The organism is Streptomyces sp. BoleA5 (assembly GCF_000373665.1).
Lineage (GTDB): Bacteria > Actinomycetota > Actinomycetes > Streptomycetales > Streptomycetaceae > Actinacidiphila.
Window position 1 is genome coordinate 458,878 of sequence record NZ_KB892090.1, and the last position, 20,177, is coordinate 479,054.

Annotated in this window: 20 protein-coding genes; 10 read left to right on the plus strand and 10 right to left on the minus strand. The window is 73.3% G+C overall.

All coding sequences use genetic code 11. From position 1 onward, the window contains the following. Positions 1-98 precede the first annotated feature (98 nt). From B085_RS0102145 to B085_RS0102160, 4 genes are all read left to right on the plus strand, one after another. On the plus strand, positions 99-1,004 hold the full coding sequence (locus B085_RS0102145; RefSeq protein ID WP_018556906.1) for a LysR family transcriptional regulator: 906 nt from the start codon (positions 99-101) through the stop codon (positions 1,002-1,004). Positions 1,005-1,089: 85 nt separating this feature from the next. Next, complete coding sequence (locus B085_RS0102150; RefSeq protein WP_018556907.1) at positions 1,090-1,653, plus strand: cysteine dioxygenase family protein; 564 nt, start codon at positions 1,090-1,092, stop codon at positions 1,651-1,653. Beyond that, positions 1,650-2,771, plus strand: a complete 1,122-nt coding sequence (locus B085_RS0102155) for a putative sulfate exporter family transporter (RefSeq protein ID WP_018556908.1) — start codon at positions 1,650-1,652, stop codon at positions 2,769-2,771. The genes B085_RS0102150 and B085_RS0102155 overlap by 4 nt, the downstream gene beginning before the upstream one ends. Positions 2,772-2,822: 51 nt before the next feature. Further along, a complete protein-coding gene (locus B085_RS0102160) occupies positions 2,823-4,205 on the plus strand; it encodes a serine hydrolase domain-containing protein (RefSeq protein WP_018556909.1) in 1,383 nt (460 codons plus the stop codon). A gap of 29 nt (positions 4,206-4,234) precedes the next feature. Here B085_RS0102160 and B085_RS0102165 read toward each other — a convergent pair whose 3' ends face one another. Continuing rightward, a complete protein-coding gene (locus B085_RS0102165; protein WP_018556910.1) occupies positions 4,235-4,906 on the minus strand; it encodes a heme oxygenase (biliverdin-producing) in 672 nt (223 codons plus the stop codon). A 431-nt stretch (positions 4,907-5,337) separates the two neighbouring features. Here B085_RS0102165 and B085_RS40940 point away from each other — a divergent pair, with 431 nt between their 5' ends. Then, positions 5,338-6,084 (plus strand): bifunctional DNA primase/polymerase, encoded by a 747-nt coding sequence (locus B085_RS40940; RefSeq protein ID WP_018556911.1) that lies wholly within the window; start codon positions 5,338-5,340, stop codon positions 6,082-6,084. A gap of 39 nt (positions 6,085-6,123) precedes the next feature. On the opposite strand, the gene B085_RS0102175 is transcribed toward B085_RS40940, so the two are convergent. From B085_RS0102175 to map, 5 genes are all read right to left on the minus strand, one after another. Then, positions 6,124-7,014, minus strand: coding sequence for a hypothetical protein (locus tag B085_RS0102175; RefSeq protein ID WP_202470291.1), 891 nt, complete (start codon positions 7,012-7,014; stop codon positions 6,124-6,126). Further along, complete coding sequence (gene efeU / locus B085_RS46440) at positions 7,001-7,972, minus strand: iron uptake transporter permease EfeU (RefSeq protein ID WP_018556913.1); 972 nt, start codon at positions 7,970-7,972, stop codon at positions 7,001-7,003. The genes B085_RS0102175 and efeU overlap by 14 nt, the downstream gene beginning before the upstream one ends. A gap of 16 nt (positions 7,973-7,988) precedes the next feature. Continuing rightward, positions 7,989-9,242 carry an iron uptake transporter deferrochelatase/peroxidase subunit gene (efeB, locus tag B085_RS0102185; protein WP_018556914.1) on the minus strand — a complete coding sequence of 418 codons (1,254 nt, stop codon included), beginning with the start codon at positions 9,240-9,242 and terminating at the stop codon, positions 7,989-7,991. Positions 9,243-9,261: 19 nt separating this feature from the next. Beyond that, a complete protein-coding gene (efeO, locus tag B085_RS0102190) occupies positions 9,262-10,398 on the minus strand; it encodes an iron uptake system protein EfeO (RefSeq protein ID WP_018556915.1) in 1,137 nt (378 codons plus the stop codon). Positions 10,399-10,521: 123 nt separating this feature from the next. Continuing rightward, a complete protein-coding gene (gene map / locus B085_RS0102195; protein ID WP_037730924.1) occupies positions 10,522-11,370 on the minus strand; it encodes a type I methionyl aminopeptidase in 849 nt (282 codons plus the stop codon). A 64-nt stretch (positions 11,371-11,434) separates the two neighbouring features. On the opposite strand from map, the gene B085_RS0102200 reads away from it, so the two are divergent. The 4 genes from B085_RS0102200 (at position 11,435) to B085_RS0102215 (ending at position 15,362) form a co-directional block, all read left to right on the plus strand. Continuing rightward, on the plus strand, positions 11,435-11,668 hold the full coding sequence (locus tag B085_RS0102200) for a hypothetical protein (protein ID WP_018556917.1): 234 nt from the start codon (positions 11,435-11,437) through the stop codon (positions 11,666-11,668). A 33-nt stretch (positions 11,669-11,701) separates the two neighbouring features. Beyond that, positions 11,702-12,700, plus strand: coding sequence for a CapA family protein (locus B085_RS0102205; protein ID WP_018556918.1), 999 nt, complete (start codon positions 11,702-11,704; stop codon positions 12,698-12,700). A 138-nt stretch (positions 12,701-12,838) separates the two neighbouring features. After that, a complete protein-coding gene (locus tag B085_RS0102210) occupies positions 12,839-13,507 on the plus strand; it encodes a hypothetical protein (protein ID WP_018556919.1) in 669 nt (222 codons plus the stop codon). Positions 13,508-13,670: 163 nt separating this feature from the next. Next, on the plus strand, positions 13,671-15,362 hold the full coding sequence (locus B085_RS0102215) for a carbohydrate binding domain-containing protein (RefSeq protein ID WP_018556920.1): 1,692 nt from the start codon (positions 13,671-13,673) through the stop codon (positions 15,360-15,362). 22 nt (positions 15,363-15,384) lie between these two features. Here the strand turns inward: B085_RS0102215 and B085_RS0102220 are convergent, their stop codons facing one another. From B085_RS0102220 to B085_RS0102235, 4 genes are all read right to left on the minus strand, one after another. Beyond that, positions 15,385-16,659 (minus strand): MFS transporter, encoded by a 1,275-nt coding sequence (locus B085_RS0102220; RefSeq protein WP_018556921.1) that lies wholly within the window; start codon positions 16,657-16,659, stop codon positions 15,385-15,387. Between the two features lie 150 nt (positions 16,660-16,809). Further along, the gene (locus tag B085_RS0102225) at positions 16,810-17,769 is read right to left on the minus strand and encodes a dihydrodipicolinate synthase family protein (RefSeq protein WP_018556922.1); all 960 of its coding nucleotides are present in this window, start codon (positions 17,767-17,769) and stop codon (positions 16,810-16,812) included. Between the two features lie 10 nt (positions 17,770-17,779). Continuing rightward, a complete protein-coding gene (locus B085_RS0102230; protein WP_018556923.1) occupies positions 17,780-18,373 on the minus strand; it encodes a hypothetical protein in 594 nt (197 codons plus the stop codon). A 66-nt stretch (positions 18,374-18,439) separates the two neighbouring features. After that, positions 18,440-19,123, minus strand: a complete 684-nt coding sequence (locus B085_RS0102235; RefSeq protein ID WP_018556924.1) for a FadR/GntR family transcriptional regulator — start codon at positions 19,121-19,123, stop codon at positions 18,440-18,442. A 288-nt stretch (positions 19,124-19,411) separates the two neighbouring features. Between B085_RS0102235 and npdG the strand changes: the two genes are divergently transcribed. After that, entirely contained in the window at positions 19,412-20,128 is a 717-nt protein-coding gene (gene npdG, locus B085_RS0102240) for an NADPH-dependent F420 reductase (protein WP_018556925.1), read from the plus strand. Positions 20,129-20,177: the final 49 nt, after the last annotated feature.

The window sequence follows — 20,177 nt, forward strand, 5'->3', positions numbered from 1 at the left end:
CACCGGATTGCGGACGCAAACACCCCCCGGCGCAGTGGTCCCAGAAGCACCAGGAGGCCCTGTGCCGGATCACCCCAAGTTCCTCTTATGATTCATGCGTGTTCGATTCCAGGCACATCAAGACGTTCCACACCGTGGTCACGGCCGGCTCCTACTCGGCGGCGGCCGTGGCGCTGGGCTACACGCAGCCCGCGGTCACCCAGCAGATGAAGGCGCTGGAGCGTTCGGTGGGCACCGCGCTCTTCGTCCGCGTCGGGCGGCGCATGCGGCTGACCGAGGCGGGGGAGGCGCTGGCCCGGCACGCCGAGACCATCCTGGACAGCATGACCGTGGCCTGGGAGCAGATAGGGGCGGTGACCCGGCTGGAGACCGGCCGGGTGAGGTTGTGCGCCTTCCCCAGCGCCAACGCCACCCTGATCCCCGAGGCGCTCGCCCTGCTCGCGGCCGAGCACCCCGGCATACGGGTCGAGCTGCTGGGGGACGAGCCGCCCGACTCGCTGGAGCGGGTCACCCGCGGCGAGTGCGACATCACTCTCGCCTTCACCTATCCGGGACTGCACGAGGCCGTGCCGGACGACCTGGTCGAGATCCCGCTGCTGGAGGACCAGCTCATGGTCCTGATGCCGGCCGGGCACCGGCTGGCGAGGTCCCGCTCCGTCCGGCTCGGCGACCTGGCCGGCGAACGCTGGATCGCCGGCTGCATGCGCTGCCGGGTCAACTTCCTCCACGAGTGCGCGGAGCTGGGCTTCGCCCCCGACATCGCCTTCGCCACCGACGACAACCTCGTGGTGCAGTCACTGGTCGCCGAGGGGCTGGGGGTCGCGATGATGCCCGGGCTGGTGCTGTCCTTCATGCGGCTGGACCGGGTCACCGGCCGGCCGCTGGACCCCGTCTCCCGCCGCAGGGTCGCGGCGTACGTGCCGCGCGACCACCTGCGGATCCCGGCCGCGGCCCTGGTGCTCGACGCGCTCCGGACGGTCGCCGAGCGGCGCAGCGGCTGCTGACCCGACCGCATCCATAAGGAGGGGCACAGCGGGGTGAAGCAACTGTCAGTGGACGCGCGGGCCCGCGCGCACGGACGCTGCGAGCATGACCTCCGCGACCGCTCCGGCGCTCTCCGCGCCCACCGCCAGGCTGGCCCGCCTCGTCGACGAGGTGCGTGAGGCGGTCGGCCGCGGCCTGGCGCCCGGCCCCACGGCCCACCTGGTGGGCGAACGGCTCGCGCCGCACCTCGGCGCCCCCGACCTGCTGGCCGGGGGCCACACCGAGGGCGACCCGGACCGCTACCGCCAGCACGTCCTGCACGCCGAGGAGGACGGCAGCTTCTCCGTCGTCGCCCTGGTCTGGCTGCCGGGGCAGCGGACGTCCATCCACGACCACGTCTCGTGGTGCGTCACGGGCGTGCACCGGGGCCGTGAGCACGAGCGCCGCTACCGGCTGGTCCCCGACGGGGCCGGCTCCCGCCTCGTCCCCACCCAGGACGTCGTCAACGCCCAGGGCGAGGTCTGCGGATTCGCGCCGCCCGGTGACATCCACGAGGTGTGGAACGGCGGCCCCGGCAAGGCGATATCGCTGCACGTCTACGGGGCCGACATCTCCCGCCTGGGCTCCAGCGTGCGGCGCGTCTACCGGCTGCCGGTCGGCGAACGGTGAACCTCCGCACCCCCGCGCGCACCCCCGCGACCGCGCCCCGCGAGGCGGCGCCGGCCGCCCGCCCCGCCGCGACCCCCGCCGGAAGCGGTGCGGGCCGCCGCAAGGCCGTGGCGGCCGTCCTGCCCGGCCTGCTGATGGCCGCCGCCGGTGCCACGCTGGCGACCGCACTGCACCTTCTGCTGCCCGCCCTGCCGGTGCCCACCGGCGCCGTCGTCCTCGGCATCGCCGCCGCCAACGTGCCGGGCCTGCGCACGACCCTGCGCGGCCGGGCCCGGCCCGGGCTGACCTTCGCCGGGAAACGGCTGATGCGGATCGGCATCGTCGTCCTCGGACTGCAGCTCGGGCTGGACGACGTGCTCGGCCTCGGCTGGGCCACGGCCGGCATGGTGGTCTGCGTCGTGGCCGCCACCTTCTGGGGCACCGTCTGGCTCGGCCGCCGCATGGGACTGCGCGGCGACCAGCCCCTGCTCATCGCCACCGGCTACTCCATCTGCGGTGCCTCCGCCATCGGCGCGGTGAGCCAGGTCACCGGCAGCGACGAGGAGGACGTGGCCGCGTCCGTCGCCCTGGTCACGCTCTGCGGCACCCTCGCCATCGGCGTGCTGCCGCTGCTGCACCACCCGCTCGGTCTGGACGACGTCCAGTTCGGCCGCTGGGCCGGGGCCGGCGTGCACGACGTCGGGCAGGTCGTCGCGACGGCGCAGACCGCGGGCCCCGCGGCGCTCGGCGAGGCGGTGCTCGTCAAGCTGATGCGCGTCGCGCTCCTGGCGCCCCTGGTCGCGGGGGTCGCCTACGCGCTGCGCCGGCGCCGCGCGATCTCGGGAGCCGCGGGACCGGACGCCGCTGCCTCCGCCCGGCGCACCCCGCTGCTGCCGCTGTTCGTCGTCGGCTTCCTCGTCATGATCGCGGTGCGCAGCACGGGAGTTCTCCCGGCGGGTGTGCTCGGCGGCGCGCAGCAGCTGCAGCAACTGCTGCTGGCCATGGCCATGGTGGGGCTCGGGAGCATGGTGCACCTGCCCGCCCTGGCGCGGACCGGGCCGCGTGTGGCCGCCGTCGGCCTCATCTCCTGGACCCTCATCGCCACCGTCTCCTACGCCGGCGTGCTCCTGACCGCCTGACGGCCGCACCCGTGCGCCCGGCATGCCGCCGGGGGCCTCTAAGGTGAGCGCATGCCGACACCGCAGACCGAGCCCGACGACGCCCTGCTCCCCGACACCCGCCGGGCCCTGCTGCACTGCGTCGCGGTCGCGCAGTCCCGCAGCCGCACCCCCTCCCTCGTGGCGGCCGTCGTCCGGGACGGCCGGGCCGTGTGGACCGGGGCGCGCTCCTGCGTGGACGGTCACGCACCGGACGGGGACACCCAGTACCGGATCGGCTCCATCACCAAGACCTTCGTGGCCGTCCTGGTGCTGCGACTGCGCGACGCGGGGCGCCTGGGTCTGGACGACCCCGTCGAGAAGCACATCGGCGCCACCCCCGCCGACGGGGTCACCGTCCGCCAACTCCTCACGCACACCGCGGGACTGGCCGCCGAGACCCCCGGCCCCTGGTGGGAGCGCACGCCGGGCGCGCTGCGTCCCGGGACTGCCGACCTCCTCGGCGAGACGCCCCGGCTGCACCCGGCCGGTGAACGCCACCACTACTCCAACCCCGGGTTCGCCCTGCTCGGCGCCGTCGTCGAGGCCCTCCACGACGGCACGCCCTGGGACGAGGTGCTGACCTCCGAGGTCCTCGAACCGCTGGGGATGACCCGTACGACGCGCCGCCCGCGGGCCCCGCACGCCGGAGGCTGGGCCGTCCACCCTTACGCCGAGCTGATGATGGCCGAGGCCGTGCAGGACACCGGGCTGATGTCCCCCGCGGGCGAACTGTGGTCGACCGCCGACGACCTGTGCCGCTGGGCCGCCTTCCTCGCCGCGGGCGACGCGCGCGTCCTGGCGCCCGCGACGCTGGAGGAGATGCGCCGGCCGGCCGCGCCGGGCGGCGACCAGGGCCTCGGCGTACAGCTGTCGAAGGGCCCGGGCGAACGGGTGCTGGTCGGTCACGGCGGCTCCATGCCCGGTTTCGTGGCCGGTCTGTGGTGCGACGTCGAGGAGGGCCTCGGCGCGGTCGTCCTCGCCAACTCCACCACCGGCGCCCCCGCCACCTCGATCGCCGCCGATCTGCTGCGCCTGGTCGCCGAACGCGAGCCCCGCATCCCGGAGCCCTGGCGGCCCGTCTCCGACCCCGACCCGGAACTGCTCGCCCTCACCGGCCACTGGTACTGGGGCACCGCCCCGTACGTGCTGCGCGTGCGCACCGGCCGTGACCTCGAGCTGACGGCCGTGTCCGGCACCGCCCGCGGCGCCCGCTTCCGCGCGCGACCGGACGGCGCCTGGACCGGTCTGGACGCCTACTACGACGGCGAGACCCTCCGTGCCGTGCGCACGGACGACGGCGCCGTCAGCCACCTGGACCTCGGCTCCTTCGTCCTCACCCGCACCCCCTACGACCCCGCGGCCCCCGTTCCGGGCGGAGTCGACCCCTCCGGCTGGACCGCCCCCCTCGGCTAGCGTCCCGCCGCGGGCGCCGCGACGTCCCGTCAGGCCGTCAGGGGGAACTCGCGGCCCAACGCGGCGAAGACGGCCGAGTTGTGGGCGAAGGCCCGCCGGCACTCCTCCACGACGCGCTGCCTCTCGAGCTCGTCGGCCGGCAGGGCGTCCAGCAGGCTGCGGTACTCGCGCTTGAACGCCGCGGGGTCGCCGATCGCGTCGAAGACGTAGAAGCGCACGCCGTCGCCCTTGCGGGCGAAGCCCCAGGTCCGCTCCGCGATGCCGCGGATGACCTGGCCGCCCGAGAGGTCGCCGAGGTAGCGGGTGTAGTGGTGGGCGACGTAGCCCGCCGGCCACGCGCGGGCGGTCTCGGCGATGCGCCCGGCGTAGCCGAGGGTCTCGGGCAGCGCGGCGGCGCGGTCGCGCCAGCCGGGGGCGAGCAGGTGGTCGAGGTCGCGTTCCAGGGCGGCGACGCGCAGCAGTTCCGGGCGCAGGAAGGGGCCGGCCACCGGGTCGCCGGCGAGCTCCGCGGCGGCGTCCTCCAGCGCCCGGTAGACGAACCAGAGCTGCTCGGTGTAGCGCGCGTACGCGGCCACCCCCAGGCGGCCGCCGAGCAGGTCGCCGATGAACGCCGAGCTCTCCGCCTCGGTGTGCCGGTCGTGGCTGGCGGAACGGATGACGGTGGAGAAGGGTGCGGTCGCGGAGCCGTGGGCCGGCGTCAAGGGGACCTCCTGCGTCGGGCCTGCAGGAATGCCGCACTCGGGCGATCCCGAGTCGACGGGTTTCCGACAACCTGTCGGAAACCAGGCCGGCGCGGATCCGCCTTCCGGGGCGGTCGGACCGTCGCGCGGCGGGTGACAGTGGTCACGGAGCCGCGACTCCCGCCGGTCGCCGCCCCGGGTGCGGCCAGCAGTGACGACGAGAAAAACATTCCCTTATATGCGGAAAGTTCCTCATCGGCGGCTCGATACTCTTTGCCCTGATATTGGAGGCCGAATCGGCGGTAACCGCGTTCCCCCTTCCAGGGGACCCCGCGTACGACCGGAATGCGCACGGGGAGCAGGATGGTTTCAACCATCCGTGGATTCCGCTTACGGCCTTTCCCTCGTTACGTAGGGTGGAGCAAGGGTTCACGGGCGAGGAAAGGGGCTCGATGGTCACCAAGGGCAGGCTGTCCGACTGGCTGCGCCGCAAGGCGGGGGAGCGCGGTGCCGGAGTGGACGGGGCCGCGGTCCGTGCGGCCGCCGGTGGCCGGAACGGCGACGACCTGCGCCGGGACGAACTCCTGTTGGAGGCCGCGGACGCGGGACTGCCCCTGGCACCGGCCGCCCATCCCTCGCCCGTCTCCGGCTACCGCTGCTCCTGTGACCGGATCGGCTGTCCGACCCCGGGCACGCACCCCGTCTCCTTCGCCTGGCAGACCCAGGCCACCACCGATCCGGATCAGCTCAGGCGCTGGCTGCGCGCGCACCCGCTGGCCAACTTCATCACCGCCACCGGTATCGCCCACGACGTCCTGGACGTACCGGCCGAGGCGGGCCGGATCGCCCTGGAGCGGCTGGCCGCCGAGGGCTCCGAGGGCGGGCCCGTCGCCGTCTCCGACGGCCGGATGCTGTTCTTCACCGCCACCCGCGCCACGGCCGACGAGGACGAGTGGTGGCCGTGCGAGCTGGACTGCCATCCCGAGACCCTCGACGAGCACCCGGGCCTGCGCTGGCACTGCCGCGCCAGCTATGTGCTGCTGCCGCCCTCGCGCCTGCCCTCCGGCGCCGTCGTCGCATGGGTCACCGGTCACGGCCCGGACCGGGCGCTGCCCGATCCGCTGCCGCTGCTCGGGGTGCTGACCGACGCCTGCGCCCAGGTCGAGCCCGAGCCCGAGACGGTGGGCTGGCTGCACTGACCCCCGCCGCACCGGCTCCGGCCGCACCGCCCCCGCGGGTCACTCCCCGCGCGCGGCGACCAGGCCCACGGTGCGGGTGAGGAAGACGACCTGACCGCCGCCGTCCTTCTTCGCCGGGACGAGCACGGTCTGCCGGGCGACCCGGCCCAGCGTGACCGACTGCTTGAGGGTGCCGGTCATCAGCGCCCTGGTGTACGCGTCGACCTGCGGGGTGACGCCCGGCCGCAGCATGGTGATCTTCGCCGTGTGGTGCGTGGCGAAGAAGACCAGCGCGCCGCCGTCCTCGGTGCGCAGCCCGAGCGGGGCGAAGTCCCCCTCCGTGGCGGGCTGGTCGGCGTACTGGGTGGCCGAACGGGCGGTACGGGCGGTCTTCGCCCGGCTGATGACCAACTCCGACGTGGACGACCCCGGGGCGAACACGGAGGCGTCCTTCGCGTCGCCCTTGGCCAGGTACCCGGTGTAGGCGCCGCCCAGCTCACCGGGGTCCACCACCAGTCCGGAGCCCTCGGCCGCCACCGGCTCCACGTACCCCTGCTCGTCACGGGTGAACTCCGGGACGGCGGAGGCCCGCAAGGAGGCGACGTACGACACCCGCCATGCCTCGCGGGCACCGCCCCGCTCGAAGACCATCAGCCAGCGGTTCGTGCCGGAGCCCGAACCGCCCAGCTCCGGCGCCACGTCGGCGACGAACCACTTGGGCCAGCCCACCTGGCGGGGTATCAGAAACCGCGGGTCGCTGAGGCCCAGCGCCTTGAAGCCGGGGTTGCCGCCGGGGGCGACGGTGCTCCGGGCGCGCAGACCGGCCCCGTCGACGGCGCCGAGGGGGCCGGACTCGACGCCGGCGATCAGCTTCGCGTCGAGGTTCTTGTTCGCCTCGTTGTTGACCTCGGTGAAGCGCTCCAGTGCCCTGCCGGCCTCAGCCTTGGTCACCGACGGGATGAGCGCCCGTTCCCCGTGCACCGTCACGCACCCGGTCAGTGGCGCCGCCGTCAGTGTCAACAGGGCGAGCGCCGGCAGGAATCGCGGCCTGCGGGTCATCGGACGTGGGCTCCTTCGTGGCTGCGGCGGACGGCTTCACGGCCGGCGCGGCAACCCTACCGGGGCGGAGGAAGAGGAACATCGTGGGCGCGAGATACAGCGCCCAGACCGTGACCTGCAGCCAGGTCGGGTCGGGCTGGAAGTTGAACACGCCCTTCAGCAGCGTCCCGTACCAGGAGTCGGCCGGGACCGTGTCGCTGACGTCGAAGGCCTGGGCCTTCAGCCCCGGCAGCCAGGCGGCCTCCTGCAGGTCGTGGAATCCGTACGCGAGCACGCCCGCCGCGACCACGACCAGCATCGCGCCGGTCCAGGTGAAGAACTTGGCGAGGTTGATGCGCAGCGCGCCCCGGTAGAACAGCCAGCCCAGCACCGCCGAGGTCAGCAGGCCCAGCACCGCGCCGACCAGCGGGCGCACGCCGTCGTCGGTGGCCTGCACCGCGGTCCAGATGAACAGCGAGGTCTCCAGCCCCTCACGCCCCACGGCGAGGAAGGAGGTGACGACCAGCGCGCCGGTGCCCATGGCGATCGCGGCGTCCAGCTTCCCGTGGAGTTCGGCCTTCAGGTGCCGGGCGGTCCGCCGCATCCAGAAGACCATCCACGTCACCAGGCCGACCGCCACGATCGACAGCGAACCGCCCAGCGCCTCCTGCGCCGTGAAGGTGAGCTCGGAGGAGCCGAACTGCAGGGCTGCGCCGAAGGCCATGCTCACCAGCACCGCGGTGCCGACGCCCAGCCAGACCGGCGGCAGCTTGTCCCTGCGGCCGGTCTTCACCAGGTACGCGACCAGGATGCATACGACCAGGCTGGCCTCCAGGCCCTCCCGGAGCCCGATCAGGTAGTTGGCGAACACCGCCGGTCACTTCCTCTCAGTGGTTCTGGAAGAGCTCGCGGCCCCACCAGTCGTCCTCGTCGCGGACGCCCGGCGGTACGGCGTAGACGGCCGAACCCACGTGCTGGATGTATTCGTTGAGCGAGTCGAGCTTCGCCAGCCGCATCTGCAGCGGCACGAAGCCGTCCCGGACGTCGCGCTGGTAGGCGATGAAGAACAGCCCGGCGTCCAGCCGGCCCAGGCCGTCGGTGCCGTCCGTGAAGGAGTAGCCGCGGCGCAGGATCGTCACACCGCTGTTGTCCGGGTGCGCGAGGCGGACGTGCGCGTCCGGGAGCATCTTCTTGAAGTCGGGGGCGTCGTGCTCGCGCTGCCGGCCGATCGGGGCGCCCTCGCCCTTCGTCCGGCCGAAGATCTCCTCCTGCTCCCGCAGCGAGGTGCGGTCCCAGGTCTCGATGTGCATCCGGATGCGGCGGGCGACCAGGTACGAGCCGCCGGCCATCCAGGACGGGCCGTCCTTCGCGGACACCCACACGTGCTTGTCCTGCGCGGCCCGGTCCGAGCCCGCGACGTTGTGCGTGCCGTCCTTGAAGCCCATCAGGTTGCGCGGGGTCTGCTCCTCGGGCGTGGTCGAGGAGGTCTTGCCGAAGCCGAGCTGCGACCAGCGCATCGCGACCTTGCCGAAGCCGATCCGGGCCAGGTTGCGGATGGCGTGCACCGCCACCTGCGGGTCGTCCGCGCAGGCCTGGATGCACAGGTCGCCGCCGCTGCGGTTCGGGTCGAGGGCGTCGCCGGGGAACTTGGGCAGGTCCACCAGCGCCTCGGGCCGGTGCGCCTTCAGGCCGAAGCGGTCCCGGCCGTCCTTCGTGGTGAACAGCGAGGGGCCGAAGCCGATGGTGAGGGTGAGCCGCGAGGACGGCAGGCCGAGCGCCTCGCCGGTGTCGTCCGGCGGGGCCTCGGCGAGTCCGCCGACCGCGCCCTCGCCGACCGGCCGGCCCTGCGTCATCTTCCGGGCCGCGTCGCTCCATTCCTTCAGGAGCGCGACCAGCTCCTCGCGGTCCTCGGTCTTGACGTCGAAGGACGCGAAGTGGAGCCGGTCCTGGACCGGGGTCGTGATGCCGGCCTGGTTCGCCCCGTGGAAGGCGATCGCGCCGCCCGCGGCGCCCGCGGGCTGCACGTCGTCCCCGGAGCGGACCGCGGCCACGGCGCCGCCGGCCGCGGTGGCCGCGACGACGACGCCCGCACCGGTCCAGCCGAGCACCTTGCGGCGCGACGTGACGGTCTTCTCGCCCATGGTCCGATGCCCCCTCGGGTTACTTGGCGACGGCCGCGGCGAGCTTCGACAGCGGCTCGGCGAGCGCGTTGACCGCGTCCGAGAGCTCCTTGCGCTGGTCCTTGCCGACGGTGTCGTAGGACACGAACTCCGTCGTGCTGCCGCTCTTGCGGTACTTGTCGAGCAGCGCCGTCAGCGCCGGGAACTGCTTGTCCAGTTCGGCGGTGAGCGCCGCGTCGTTCTCGGCGGCGACCGGCTTCAGCAGCTCGTACGCCTTCAGCGCGCCCTCGACGTTGGCGTGGAAGTCCGACAGGTCGGTGTGGGAGTACCGGTCCTCCTCACCGGTGATCTTGCCGGTGGCGACCTCGTCCAGCAGCTCCTTGGCGCCGTTGGCCATGCTGGTGGCGGTGATGTCGGCCTTGCCGACGCGGGTCTGCCAGTCCTTCAGGTCGGAGACCAGCTGGTCGGCGAGGGCGCCCTCCTCGGCCCCGGCCTTCTTGTCCTGCCACAGGGACTTCTCCAGCCGGTGCCAGCCGGTCCACTTCTGGCCGTCCTCCAGGCCGTCCTCGCGGGTGTCGGTCAGCGGGTCGATGTCGCCGAAGGACTCCGCCACGGGCTCGGTGCGCTCCCAGCCGACGCGGGAGGGCGCGAAGAGCGACTTGGCCTTCTCCACGTCGCCCGCCTTGACGGCGTCGGCGAACTGCTGGACCACCGGGACGGTCTGGTCGGCCTGCTCCTGGACGTAGGTGCGGTACGCGGCCACCGCGGCGTCCAGGCGCGCGTCGCTCTTGGCGGCGCCCTTGCCGGTGACGGTGATCTTCTGGCGGATGCCGTCGCCCTTCATACCGGGCTTGCAGGCGATCTGGTACGTACCGGCCTTGATCTCGGCGGTGATGGTGGCCTTGGTGCCGGGGCCGATGTTCTCCCGCTCGGTCACGATCTGGTCGCTGGGCGTGTAGACGTAGACCTCGGTGACCTTGGAGCCCTTGTTCTCCACGGCCAACCGGACGTGCCCGGCCGGGAAGGTGGTCTTGGAGACCTCGCACGCGCTGTCCGTCGCGGTCACCGTGATCGCGTCGGAGGCCTTGCCGTCCGCCTTCTCCGCGCACCCGGTGACAGCGGTGACGGCGACCACCATGCCGGCTGCGGCTACTGCGGACATGCGGACGGCGGACATGCGGTCTCCAGGCGGCTCAGGGACAACGGCTTAGGCAAGCCTTTCCTGTGAAAGGCTTGCCTAACCTATCCGAGGCACCTCGCGCCCATTCGTCTTTTTCGTAAAGGAAAGGTAATGGAAAGGTCAAGGCAGCGTCAGTACCTCCGCGCCTGTGTCCGTCACCACAAGGGTGTGCTCGAACTGCGCGGTGCGCTTGCGGTCCTTCGTGACGACCGTCCAGCCGTCGTCCCAGATCTCGTACTCGTGGGTGCCCAGGGTCAGCATCGGCTCGATGGTGAAGGTCATCCCCGGCTTCATGATCGTGGTGGCGCGCGGGTCGTCGTAATGCGGGACGATCAACCCGGAGTGGAAGGCGGTGTTGATCCCGTGGCCCGTGAAGTCGCGCACGACGCCGTAACCGAACCGTTTGGCGTAGGACTCGATGACCCGGCCGATCACATTGATCTGCCGTCCGGGCTTCACCGCTTTGATGGCGCGATTCAGGGATTCCCGGGTGCGTTCCACCAACAGCCTTGACTCCTCGGCGACTTCGCCGACGAGGTAGGTGGCGTTGGTGTCCCCGTGCACCCCGTGGATGTAGGCCGTGACATCCAGGTTGACGATGTCGCCGTCGCGCAGCTCGGTGGAGTCGGGGATGCCGTGGCAGATGACCTCGTTGACGGAGGAGCACAGCGACTTGGGGAAGCCCCGGTATCCGAGGTCCGAGGGGTAGGCCTGGTGGTCGCACATGTACTCGTGGGCGATCCGGTCCAGCTCGTCGGTGGCGACACCGGGCGCGATGGCCTTCGCCGCCTCCTCCATGGCCTGAGCGGCGATCCGCGAGGCGATCCGCATCTTCTCGATCGTCTCCGCCGACTGCACCTCCGGGCCGTCGTACGGCCGCGGGGCCGGCCTGCCCACGTACTCCGGACGCGGGATCGAGGCGGGCACGGAACGAGTGGGGGAGAGCTTGCCGGGAACCAGGACAGACATGTCGGCGAGTGTATCGGCGGCCGGTCGGGCAGCATGGCGGCAGGACGTCGTACGAGGAGGGACGATGGCGCTGTTCAGACGAGTCCGCAAGCCCGCGGGGAAGCCCGGCGAGTGGTTCTACTGCATCGAGCACCACAAGGTCGAGGAGGGGCCCGAGTGCCCCGCCAAGGACCGGATGGGGCCGTACCCGAGCCGAGCGGACGCGGAGCGGGCGATGGAGACGGCCGCCGAGCGGAACCTGCAGTGGGAGAACGACCCGCGGTGGAAGGACCGCGCGCGGGAGGAGGGGGAGGGCTGACCCGGCCGCCTGCGCCGGGTGCACGATGGAGGGGTGAAGCTCGGTCTGGCCGGTGACACCATGCTCGGCCGCATGGTTGCCGCGCGGCTGGCCGAGGCCCCTGCGGAGGCGCTCTTCTCCGACGGGGTCGTGGCCGTCGCGCGGGAGGCGGACCTCTTCGTCCTCAACCTGGAGTGCGCGATCTCCGACCGCGGCGAGCGCTGGCCCGACCCCTGCAAGCCCTTCTTCTTCCGTGCCCCGCCGGCCGCCGTGCGCGCCCTGACGCACCTGGGTGTGAGCTGCGTCAACCTGGCCAACAACCACGCCCTGGACTACGGCCGCACGGCGTTGCTGGACACCCTGGAGCATCTGGCCGCCGCCGGGATCGCCGCCGTCGGGGCCGGACCGGACGAGGCCGCCGCGCGCGCTCCTGCGGTGCTGTGCGGCCGGGGCTGCGGCGCGGGCTCCCCGGGCCTGGGAGTCGTCGGCGTCACCGACCATCCGGCGCAGTACGCGGCGGGACCCGGCCGCCCCGGGGTCGCCTACGCCGACCTGGGCGAGGGCGTCCCGCGCTGGCTCACCGACGGTGTCGCGAGCCTGCGCGCGCGGGTCCCGGCGGTGCTGGTCACCCCCCACTGGGGGCCCAACATGACCACCGCCCCGGCCCGCTACATCCGCGACGCCGCCGCGGTCCTGCGCACGGCGGGGGCCACGCTCGTGGCGGGCACGTCCGCGCACGCCTTCCACGGTGTGGCGGACGGGGTCCTCTACGACCTCGGCGACTTCGTCGACGACTACGCGACCGACCCGCGGCTGCGCAACGACCGCGGTCTGCTCTTCCTCGTCACCTTCGACCCCGCCGGCCGGCGGCCCGTCCGGCTGGAGGCGGTGCCGATCGCCCTCGACTTCTGCTTCACCCGCCTGGCCGACCGCGCCGAACGGGCCTGGATCGCGCGGCGGTTCCGGCGCGCCTGCGCGGCGTTCGGGCACGAGGTCACGGAGGAGCGCGGGCGGCTGGTGGTCCGCTGGGACGGGCAAGCTACCCGCCCGTAGCACAGACACCCCCTTCCTGTCCGAGATTCCGAACGGATTGAGGTCCAGACCAACCGCGCTCCGTTTCCCAGGGCACGTGGACCGGAACCGACCGGCGGCCGGTCGGAGGAAAGGGGCCCCATGTCCAGGAAACGCACGATGAGCACCAAGCAGAAGATCGCGCTCATGACCGGGGCGGCGACCCTTGCCGGCGGTTTCGCCGTGGTGACGATGAGCATGGGTCACGCCTCGGTGGTGTGCGACGGGCTCGACCAGGCGCTGCGCAACAACGAGAGCTTCATCGCGGGCCAACGCGCCAACCCCGACGCCCAGTCGGCGGCGCGGATCGCCAACCGCGAGGCCGTGATCAAGCAGATCGACGTGCAGCGGGAGGCCTCCGGCTGCGGGGCCGTCCCGGCGGCGCCCGCGGCGCCCGCCGGGCAGGGGCAGGGCCAGAACCAGCAGGGGCAGGGCCAGAACCAGCAGGGGCAGGGCCAGAACCAGCAGGGGCAGGGTCGGAACCAGCAGGGTCAGAACCAGAACCAGGGCCAGGCCGCGCCGCCGGCGGGCGGCGCCGGCGGTCAGGTCGTCTGCGCGGGCTCGACGGTCACCCTCTCCGGCGAGGCCGGCGCGCCCGCCGCCTCCAGCAACCAGTTCCCGCTGGGGACCAGGCTCAAGGTGACCAACCTGGACAACGACAAGTCGACGACGGTGTCGGTGACCTCGACCTCGGGGAGTTGCGCGCTGCTGAACAACGCCGCCTTCGAGCAGGTCCGGGAGCCCGGCAAGTTCCTGATCAGGAAGGCGCGTATCGAGCGCGTCGGCTGACCGGGAGCCCGTGGCCGGTCCGGGCCACCGCCGAACCAGGAAGCGGCGGTGGTCCGGACCTCTTGACGAGAGCACGACAGTCCGCTTCAATCCGCGACAGGTCCAGACCAACGGTCCAGACCACTCGCACAGCGCAGCCCCCCGCCCCCCACAGGGAGGTCACGTGCTCTTCCGTCGTCATGTCCCCCGTACCGGATCGCGCAGATCCCGCTTCCTGGCCGGCGTCACCGCCGCCCTCCTCGCCGCCGCGGGCAGCCTGATCGCCCTGCCCGGCACCGCCCACGCCGCCAACCTCGTCGCCAACCCGGGCTTCGAGAGCGGCAGCCTCTCCGGCTGGTCCTGCTCCGGTGGATCGGTCGTCGGCAGTCCCGTGCACAGCGGCACCAAGGCACTCGCCGGCGCGGTGAGCAGCAGCGACACCGCCCAGTGCACCCAGACCGTCTCCGTGCAGCCCAACACCGCCTACTCGCTGTCCGGCTGGGTGCGCGGCGCGTACGTCTACCTCGGGGTCACCGGCGGGGCGTCCACCTGGACCCCGTCCGCCGCCTCCTACACCCAGCTCACCGTGCCCTTCACCACCGGCGCCTCGCAGACCAGCGTCCAGATCTACGTGCACGGCTGGTACGCCCAGGGCACCTACAACGCCGACGACATCAGCCTCGACGGCCCTGGCGGCGGGGGCGGCGACACCCAGGCGCCCACCGCGCCCAGCGGCCTCACCTCCACCGGCAAGACCTCCTCCAGCGTCTCGCTGTCCTGGAACGCCGCCACCGACAACACCGGCGTGACCAGCTACGACGTCTACCGCGGCAGCACCCTCGCCACCACGGTGACCGGCACCTCCGGCACCGTCACCGGGCTCGCCGCGAGCACCGCGTACACCTTCACCGTCAGGGCGCGCGACGCCGCGGGCAACACCTCGGCCGCCTCCAACGCGGTGAGCGTCACCACCAGCGCCGGCGGCGGGGGCACCGGCTTCAAGCAGGCCGCGCCCTACCTCTACCTCGGCTGGGGCGACCCGCCGAGCCCGTCCACGGTGATGAGCGCCACCGGCATCAAGTGGTTCACCATGGCCTTCATCCTCTCCTCCGGCGGCTGCAACCCCGCCTGGGACGGCTCCCGTCCGCTGACCGGCGGCACCGACCAGTCCACCATCAACGCCATCCGCGCCGCGGGCGGGGACATCGTGCCGTCCATCGGCGGATGGAGCGGCAACAAGCTCGGGCCCAACTGCTCCACGCCCGAGGCGCTCGCCGGCGCGTACCAGAAGGTGATCGACGCCTACGGCCTCAAGGCGATCGACGTCGACATCGAGAACACCGACGAGTTCGAGAGCGAGGTCGTCCAGGACCGCGTCCTGAACGCACTGAAGATCGTCAAGCAGAACAACCCCGGCATCCGCACGATCATCACCTTCGGCACCTCGACGACCGGTCCGAGCTACTGGGGCAACCGCCTCGTCGAGCGGGCCAACGCGCTCGGCGCCGGCATCGACGTCTTCACCATCATGCCGTTCGACTTCGGCGGCGGCGCCGACATGTACGGCAACACCGTGAACGCCGCCGAGGGCCTGAAGGCCAAGCTGAAGTCCACCTTCGGCTGGGACGACGCCACCGCCTACGCCCACCTCGGGATCTCCGGCATGAACGGGCTGAGCGACCAGCAGGAGACCACCACCCCGGCCATCTGGACCCAGATCCGGGACTGGGCCAACTCCCACCACATCGCCCGGCTCGCCTACTGGTCGGTCAACCGGGACCGCCCGTGCCCCGGCGGCGGTGTGACCAGCAACTGCTCCGGCATCAACCAGAGCACCTGGCAGTTCACCTCGATCACCGCCGGCTTCACCGGCTGATCGGACCCCCGCCCCCCACGGGTCAGGCGGCGGAGGACACCGCGTCCTCCGCCGCCTTGCGCATGCCCACGGCGTGCTCGTTGGTCCGGGCGTCGTACGCCATCAGCGTCGGCAGGCAGGCGGCCAGGACCCCGACCGCCGCCACGCACGCCAGCCCGCCGGACCACACCGAGGTGCGCAGGCCCAGCAGCGCCGCCGAGCCGCCGGCCCGCACCTGGCCGAACTGCGGGCCGATGGTGAAGGAGAGCAGTTCGATGCCGGCCAGCCGGCCGCGCAGCGCGTCGGGGATGGTCTGGTTCCAGATCGTGGCCCGGAACACCCCGCTGACCATGTCGAAAGCGCCCGCGAGCGCCAGGAAGGCCAGCACCACCCACACGTTGCCGGACCAGCCGGCCGCCGCCATGCACAACCCGAAGCCCACCGCGGCCAGCACGACCGCCCGCCCGTGCCGGTGCACCCGCGACGACCAGCCGCCGGTGAGGCTCATCAGCAGCGCACCGGCCGGCAGGGCCGCGTACATCAGGCCCAGCGACCAGGGCGCGCCCAGGTCGTCCGCGATGAAGGGGAACACCGCGATGGGGAAGGCCAGTCCGGTGGCGGCGATGTCCACCACGTAGGTGCCCAGCAGTTCCTTGCGGCTCCAGGCGTAGCGCGCCCCCTCCGCGATCGAGCGCAGCGACGGGCGCTTCGCGTCGTGCGCAGGAGGTGAGGGCCGCAGCCCGAGGCCGAGGACGACCGAGAGGGCGAAGGTGAGGGCGTCGACGGCGTACGCCCACCGCAGCCCCGCGTAGGCGATCAGCACACCCGCCAGGGAGGGCGCCGCGATCGCGCCGATCTGCCAGCGCAGCGCGTTCAGCGAGGCGGCGGCGGTCAGTTGCCCGTGCGGGACGATGCGCTGCACGATCGCGTCCAGCGCCGGCCGCTGCAGCCCGCCCAGCGCGCTGGTCAGCGCGGCGACCACGTACAACGGCCAGAGCACCGGCCGCGGCAGCAGGGCGTTGAGCAGCAGCACGGCCGACAGCACCCCGAGGGCCGCCTCCGTCCACAGGATGAGCTTGCGGCGGTCCAGGGCGTCCGCGAGCGCCCCGCCGTAGAGGCCGCAGACGATCAGCGGCACCAGTTCGACGGCGCCGAGGGCGCCGACCGCGAGGGTGGAGCCGGTCAGCTCCTTGACCTGGACCGGGACGGCCACGAAGGTCAAAAAGCTGCCGAAGGTCGTGATCAGGCCCGCGCACCACATCAGGCGGAAGTCGCGCGAGGTCCGCCACGGTGCGAGGTCGGGAAGGAGTTTGGACACGAAGTCGCATGGTCCGTGCGCGGGCCGCCCGGCGCAACCGGGTTTTCACGGTCCGTGTGCCGTGACCGGGCGGCCGGACGGTGGGCGCGAGGCACCGAGGCGGCCCGCCTGCCGCCACCGGTGGCGGGGAACCGGTGGCGGGCGACGCCCTCAGCGCATCAGCCCCGCGGCCGCCAGCCGCTGCCGGACCACCGCGACGGCGGTGTCGTCCAGCGGGACCTGCGGGGGCGCCGTGGCCGCGCAGCCGATGACGCCGCGCAGCCGCAGCGCCGTCTTGAAGGCGCCCAGCGCGGAGGAACTCGGGCCCATCGGCGCGGACTCCGCGCCCGCGTTGACGATGGCGAAGAGCTGCGCGAGCCGGTCCTGCTCCGCCGCGGCCTCCCGCCAGCGACCCGCGACGGCGTGCGCGTGCAGCCGTACGTAGCCGTGCGGGTCCACGTTGCCGAGACCGGGGACGACACCGTGCGCGCCCGCCAGGAGGGCGCCGTCCACGGCGAGTTCGGACCCGGTCAGCACGGCGAAGGAGGAGTCCAGGCCGCGGCGGCGCAGCCCGGTCAGCAGCCGGCGCATGGGGCCGTCGGCGCCGCTGCTGTCCTTCAGGCCGGCCAGCGTGCCCTCCTCCGCGAGGGCCGACACGGTCGCCGCGGGCAGCTTGGTGTGCACCGCGGAGGGGATGTCGTAGGCGAACAGCGGCACCCCGCCCGCCCCGTCCCGGACCCGGCGGAAGTGGTCGGCGATCTCCACCGGGTGCGTCGCCGCGTAGAAGGGCGCGGTCGCCACCAGGGCGTCCGCCCCCGCCGCGACGGCGGCCCGCGCGTGCTCCAGCACGCGCGGGGTGGTCATGTCGACGACACCGGCCAGCACGGGCACCCGGCCCCCGACGGCCTCCACGACCGTCGTGAGCGCGGTGCGCCGCTGCGCGTCGGTGAGGAAGGCCGCCTCGCCGCTGGACCCCAGGGCGAAGACCCCGTGGACCCCGGCCGACAGGACATGCCCGACCAGGGCGCGCAGGCCCTCGGTGTCGACGTCCCCCGTCTCCGTGAGCGGGGTGCACAGAGGTGGTACGACCCCGCGCAGCGGGCGGAGCGGATCGGTCCCGGTTGCGGTCATGAACCGCTTCCTACCAGCTCGCGGGCGGCGGCGACACCAACTGCTCGGCGAGCCGGGTGAGCCGGGGCAGCCGGTCCCGCAGCCGCACCCGGCGTCCGGCCGCCGCGCTGACCAGGTGCTGCAGCACGTCCATACCTACCTCGGAGGGCTCCGGCGGCACGGTGAGCGCCTCGTGCGCCAGCCCGCGCAGCTCGGGATCGCCGGCGTCCATCGCCAGCACCGTCGCGCCGGAGCGCCGCGCGTCCTCCACCCGCTCCAGCAGCCCGGCCTCGGCCCGCTCGGGGGTGACCACCAGTACCGTCTCGCCCCTGCGCGCGGCCTCCAGACGGGCCGTCCCGACCGCCAGGTGCGGGGGCGCGCCCTGCGGCACGCGGTGCCGCACCAGCGTCGGCGACAGCTCCGGGAGCCCGCTCCAGGCGGCCTCGTCATCCAGGTGGGCCGCCATGTGCCAGGGCTCGTAACCTCCGCTGCCGACGAGCAGCAGCCCGCCCGCAGGCCCCCGGCGCACGGCCCCGCGCAGCGAGCCCGCGAAGGACCGGGTCAGCTCCGGCCACTCGCTCCCGGCGAGCAGTTCACGGACGACCTCGACCCGTACGGCATCCATGCCCCGCATCCTCGCGGACCGCGCCCCCGCCCGGCCCCGCTTCGCGCCCCGCTCACCCGAACGGGGTCAGTCCGCGCCGTCCGCAGGCAGGGCCCGGGACACCCGCTCCCGTACGTCCGCGAAGTGCCGCCGCATGGCGGCCCTGGCCGCGCCCGCGTCCCCGGTGCGCAGCGCGCCGACGACGGCACGGTGGTTGGCGACGGCCCGCTCGACCGGGCCTTCGGCGGGCGCCAGGGCGGTGCCGACCTCGTGGTAGGCGGCCCAGAACAGATCGACGAGCTGCAGCACGAGCTCGTTGCCGCAGGAGGAGTAGAGCAGCGAGTGGAAGAGCCGGTCCGCGTCCGGGTCGTCGACCATCCGCGCCGCGAGCTCGTCGAGTTCGTCCAGCCGCTGCGGCGGCAGCGTCCCGGCCACCTCGCCTATCAGGCCGACCTCGAGCAGTTCGCGCACCGCGACGAGGTCGGCGAGGGCCCGCACCCGGGACCGCAGATGGAAGGTGAGCGAGGGCATCAGCATCCGCAGCGGCGCCTGTCCGACGAACGTGCCCGTGCCGTGCCGGATCTCGACGATGCCGAGCGCCTGCAGCGCCCGCACCGCCTCGCGCACGCTGTTGCGGCCGGCGCCGAGCAGGTCCATCAGCTGCGGCTCGGTCGGCAGGGCCGCGCCCGGGGCGAGCCGCTGCTCGTGGATCAGCTCGATGATGCGGTCCTGGAGCGTCGGGCCGCGGCCGCTGCCGGCGGTTCTGGTCACGGGGTGCCGCCTTTCCCTGTGCTGTCGTGCACTTTTGACGTTACGTCAGCTGTCCCGTGCGGCCCGCACCGGACGAGGGACGTCCTGCGTCCGCCCGGCGGCCGCGCATCGGGAGGCAACACCGATGTCATACCTCACATCCGTCGTCCCCCGAGCCAATACCGGTGCGTCCGGGGGCTTTCCCGCACCGTGCGGGGGCCGCGCACGGCCGCGTACGGGCAGGGCCGGGAGGGCCGCGTCACAGCGTCCGCGCGGCCACGCACGGCCCCCACCTGGCAGGATCGCGGTATGACTGTTGACAGTGGCAATGAGACCCCCGCCCCCAAGGCCCCGGCGAAGGACCCGTGGGAGCTGCCCGACGTGTCGGGCCTCGTCGTCGGCGTCCTCGGCGGCACCGGCCCGCAGGGCCGCGGCCTGGCGTACCGGCTCGCCAAGGCCGGCCAGCAGGTGATCATCGGCTCGCGCGCCGCGGACCGCGCCCGGGCCACCGCCGACCGGCTCGGCCTCGGGGTGCAGGGCGCCGACAACGCGGAGACCGCCCGCCGCAGCGACGTCGTCATCGTCGCCGTCCCGTGGGAGGGCCACGGCGAGACCCTGCAAGCCCTGCGCGAGGAACTCGCCGGCAAGCTCGTCGTCGACTGCGTCAACCCGCTGGGCTTCGACAAGCAGGGCGCCTACGCGCTGAAGCCGGAGGAGGGCAGCGCCGCCCAGCAGGCCGCCGCGCTGCTGCCGGAGTCCCGCGTCACCGCCGCCTTCCACCACCTGTCCGCGGTGACGCTCGAGGACCCGCAGGTCGAGACGATCGACACCGACGTCCTCGTCCTCGGCGACAGCCGCGCCGACACCGACCTGGTCCAGGCCCTGGCAGCGCGCATCCCGGGCATCCGCGGTGTCTTCGCCGGCCGGCTGCGGGGCGCCCACCAGGTGGAGGCGCTGGTCGCCAACCTGATCTCGGTCAACCGCCGCTACAAGGCCCACGCCGGCCTGCGCCTGACCGACGTGTAGGGCCGCGGGGGCATGGGGGACAATGGGCGGGTTCGTGACCGACCCGACA

Bases quoted from the DNA above. Each gene is read 5' to 3' on its own strand.
- B085_RS0102150 (WP_018556907.1), top strand. From the start codon at position 1,090: ATGACCTCCGCGACCGCTCCGGCGCTCTCCGCGCCCACCGCCAGGCTG.
- B085_RS0102160 (WP_018556909.1), top strand. From the start codon at position 2,823: ATGCCGACACCGCAGACCGAGCCCGACGACGCCCTGCTCCCCGACACC.
- B085_RS40940 (WP_018556911.1), top strand. From the start codon at position 5,338: ATGGTCACCAAGGGCAGGCTGTCCGACTGGCTGCGCCGCAAGGCGGGG.
- efeB (WP_018556914.1), bottom strand. From the start codon at position 9,242: ATGGGCGAGAAGACCGTCACGTCGCGCCGCAAGGTGCTCGGCTGGACC.
- efeO (WP_018556915.1), bottom strand. From the start codon at position 10,398: ATGTCCGCCGTCCGCATGTCCGCAGTAGCCGCAGCCGGCATGGTGGTC.
- map (WP_037730924.1), bottom strand. From the start codon at position 11,370: ATGTCTGTCCTGGTTCCCGGCAAGCTCTCCCCCACTCGTTCCGTGCCC.
- B085_RS0102200 (WP_018556917.1), top strand. From the start codon at position 11,435: ATGGCGCTGTTCAGACGAGTCCGCAAGCCCGCGGGGAAGCCCGGCGAG.
- B085_RS0102210 (WP_018556919.1), top strand. From the start codon at position 12,839: ATGAGCACCAAGCAGAAGATCGCGCTCATGACCGGGGCGGCGACCCTT.
- B085_RS0102225 (WP_018556922.1), bottom strand. From the start codon at position 17,769: ATGACCGCAACCGGGACCGATCCGCTCCGCCCGCTGCGCGGGGTCGTA.
- B085_RS0102230 (WP_018556923.1), bottom strand. From the start codon at position 18,373: ATGGATGCCGTACGGGTCGAGGTCGTCCGTGAACTGCTCGCCGGGAGC.
- npdG (WP_018556925.1), top strand. From the start codon at position 19,412: ATGACTGTTGACAGTGGCAATGAGACCCCCGCCCCCAAGGCCCCGGCG.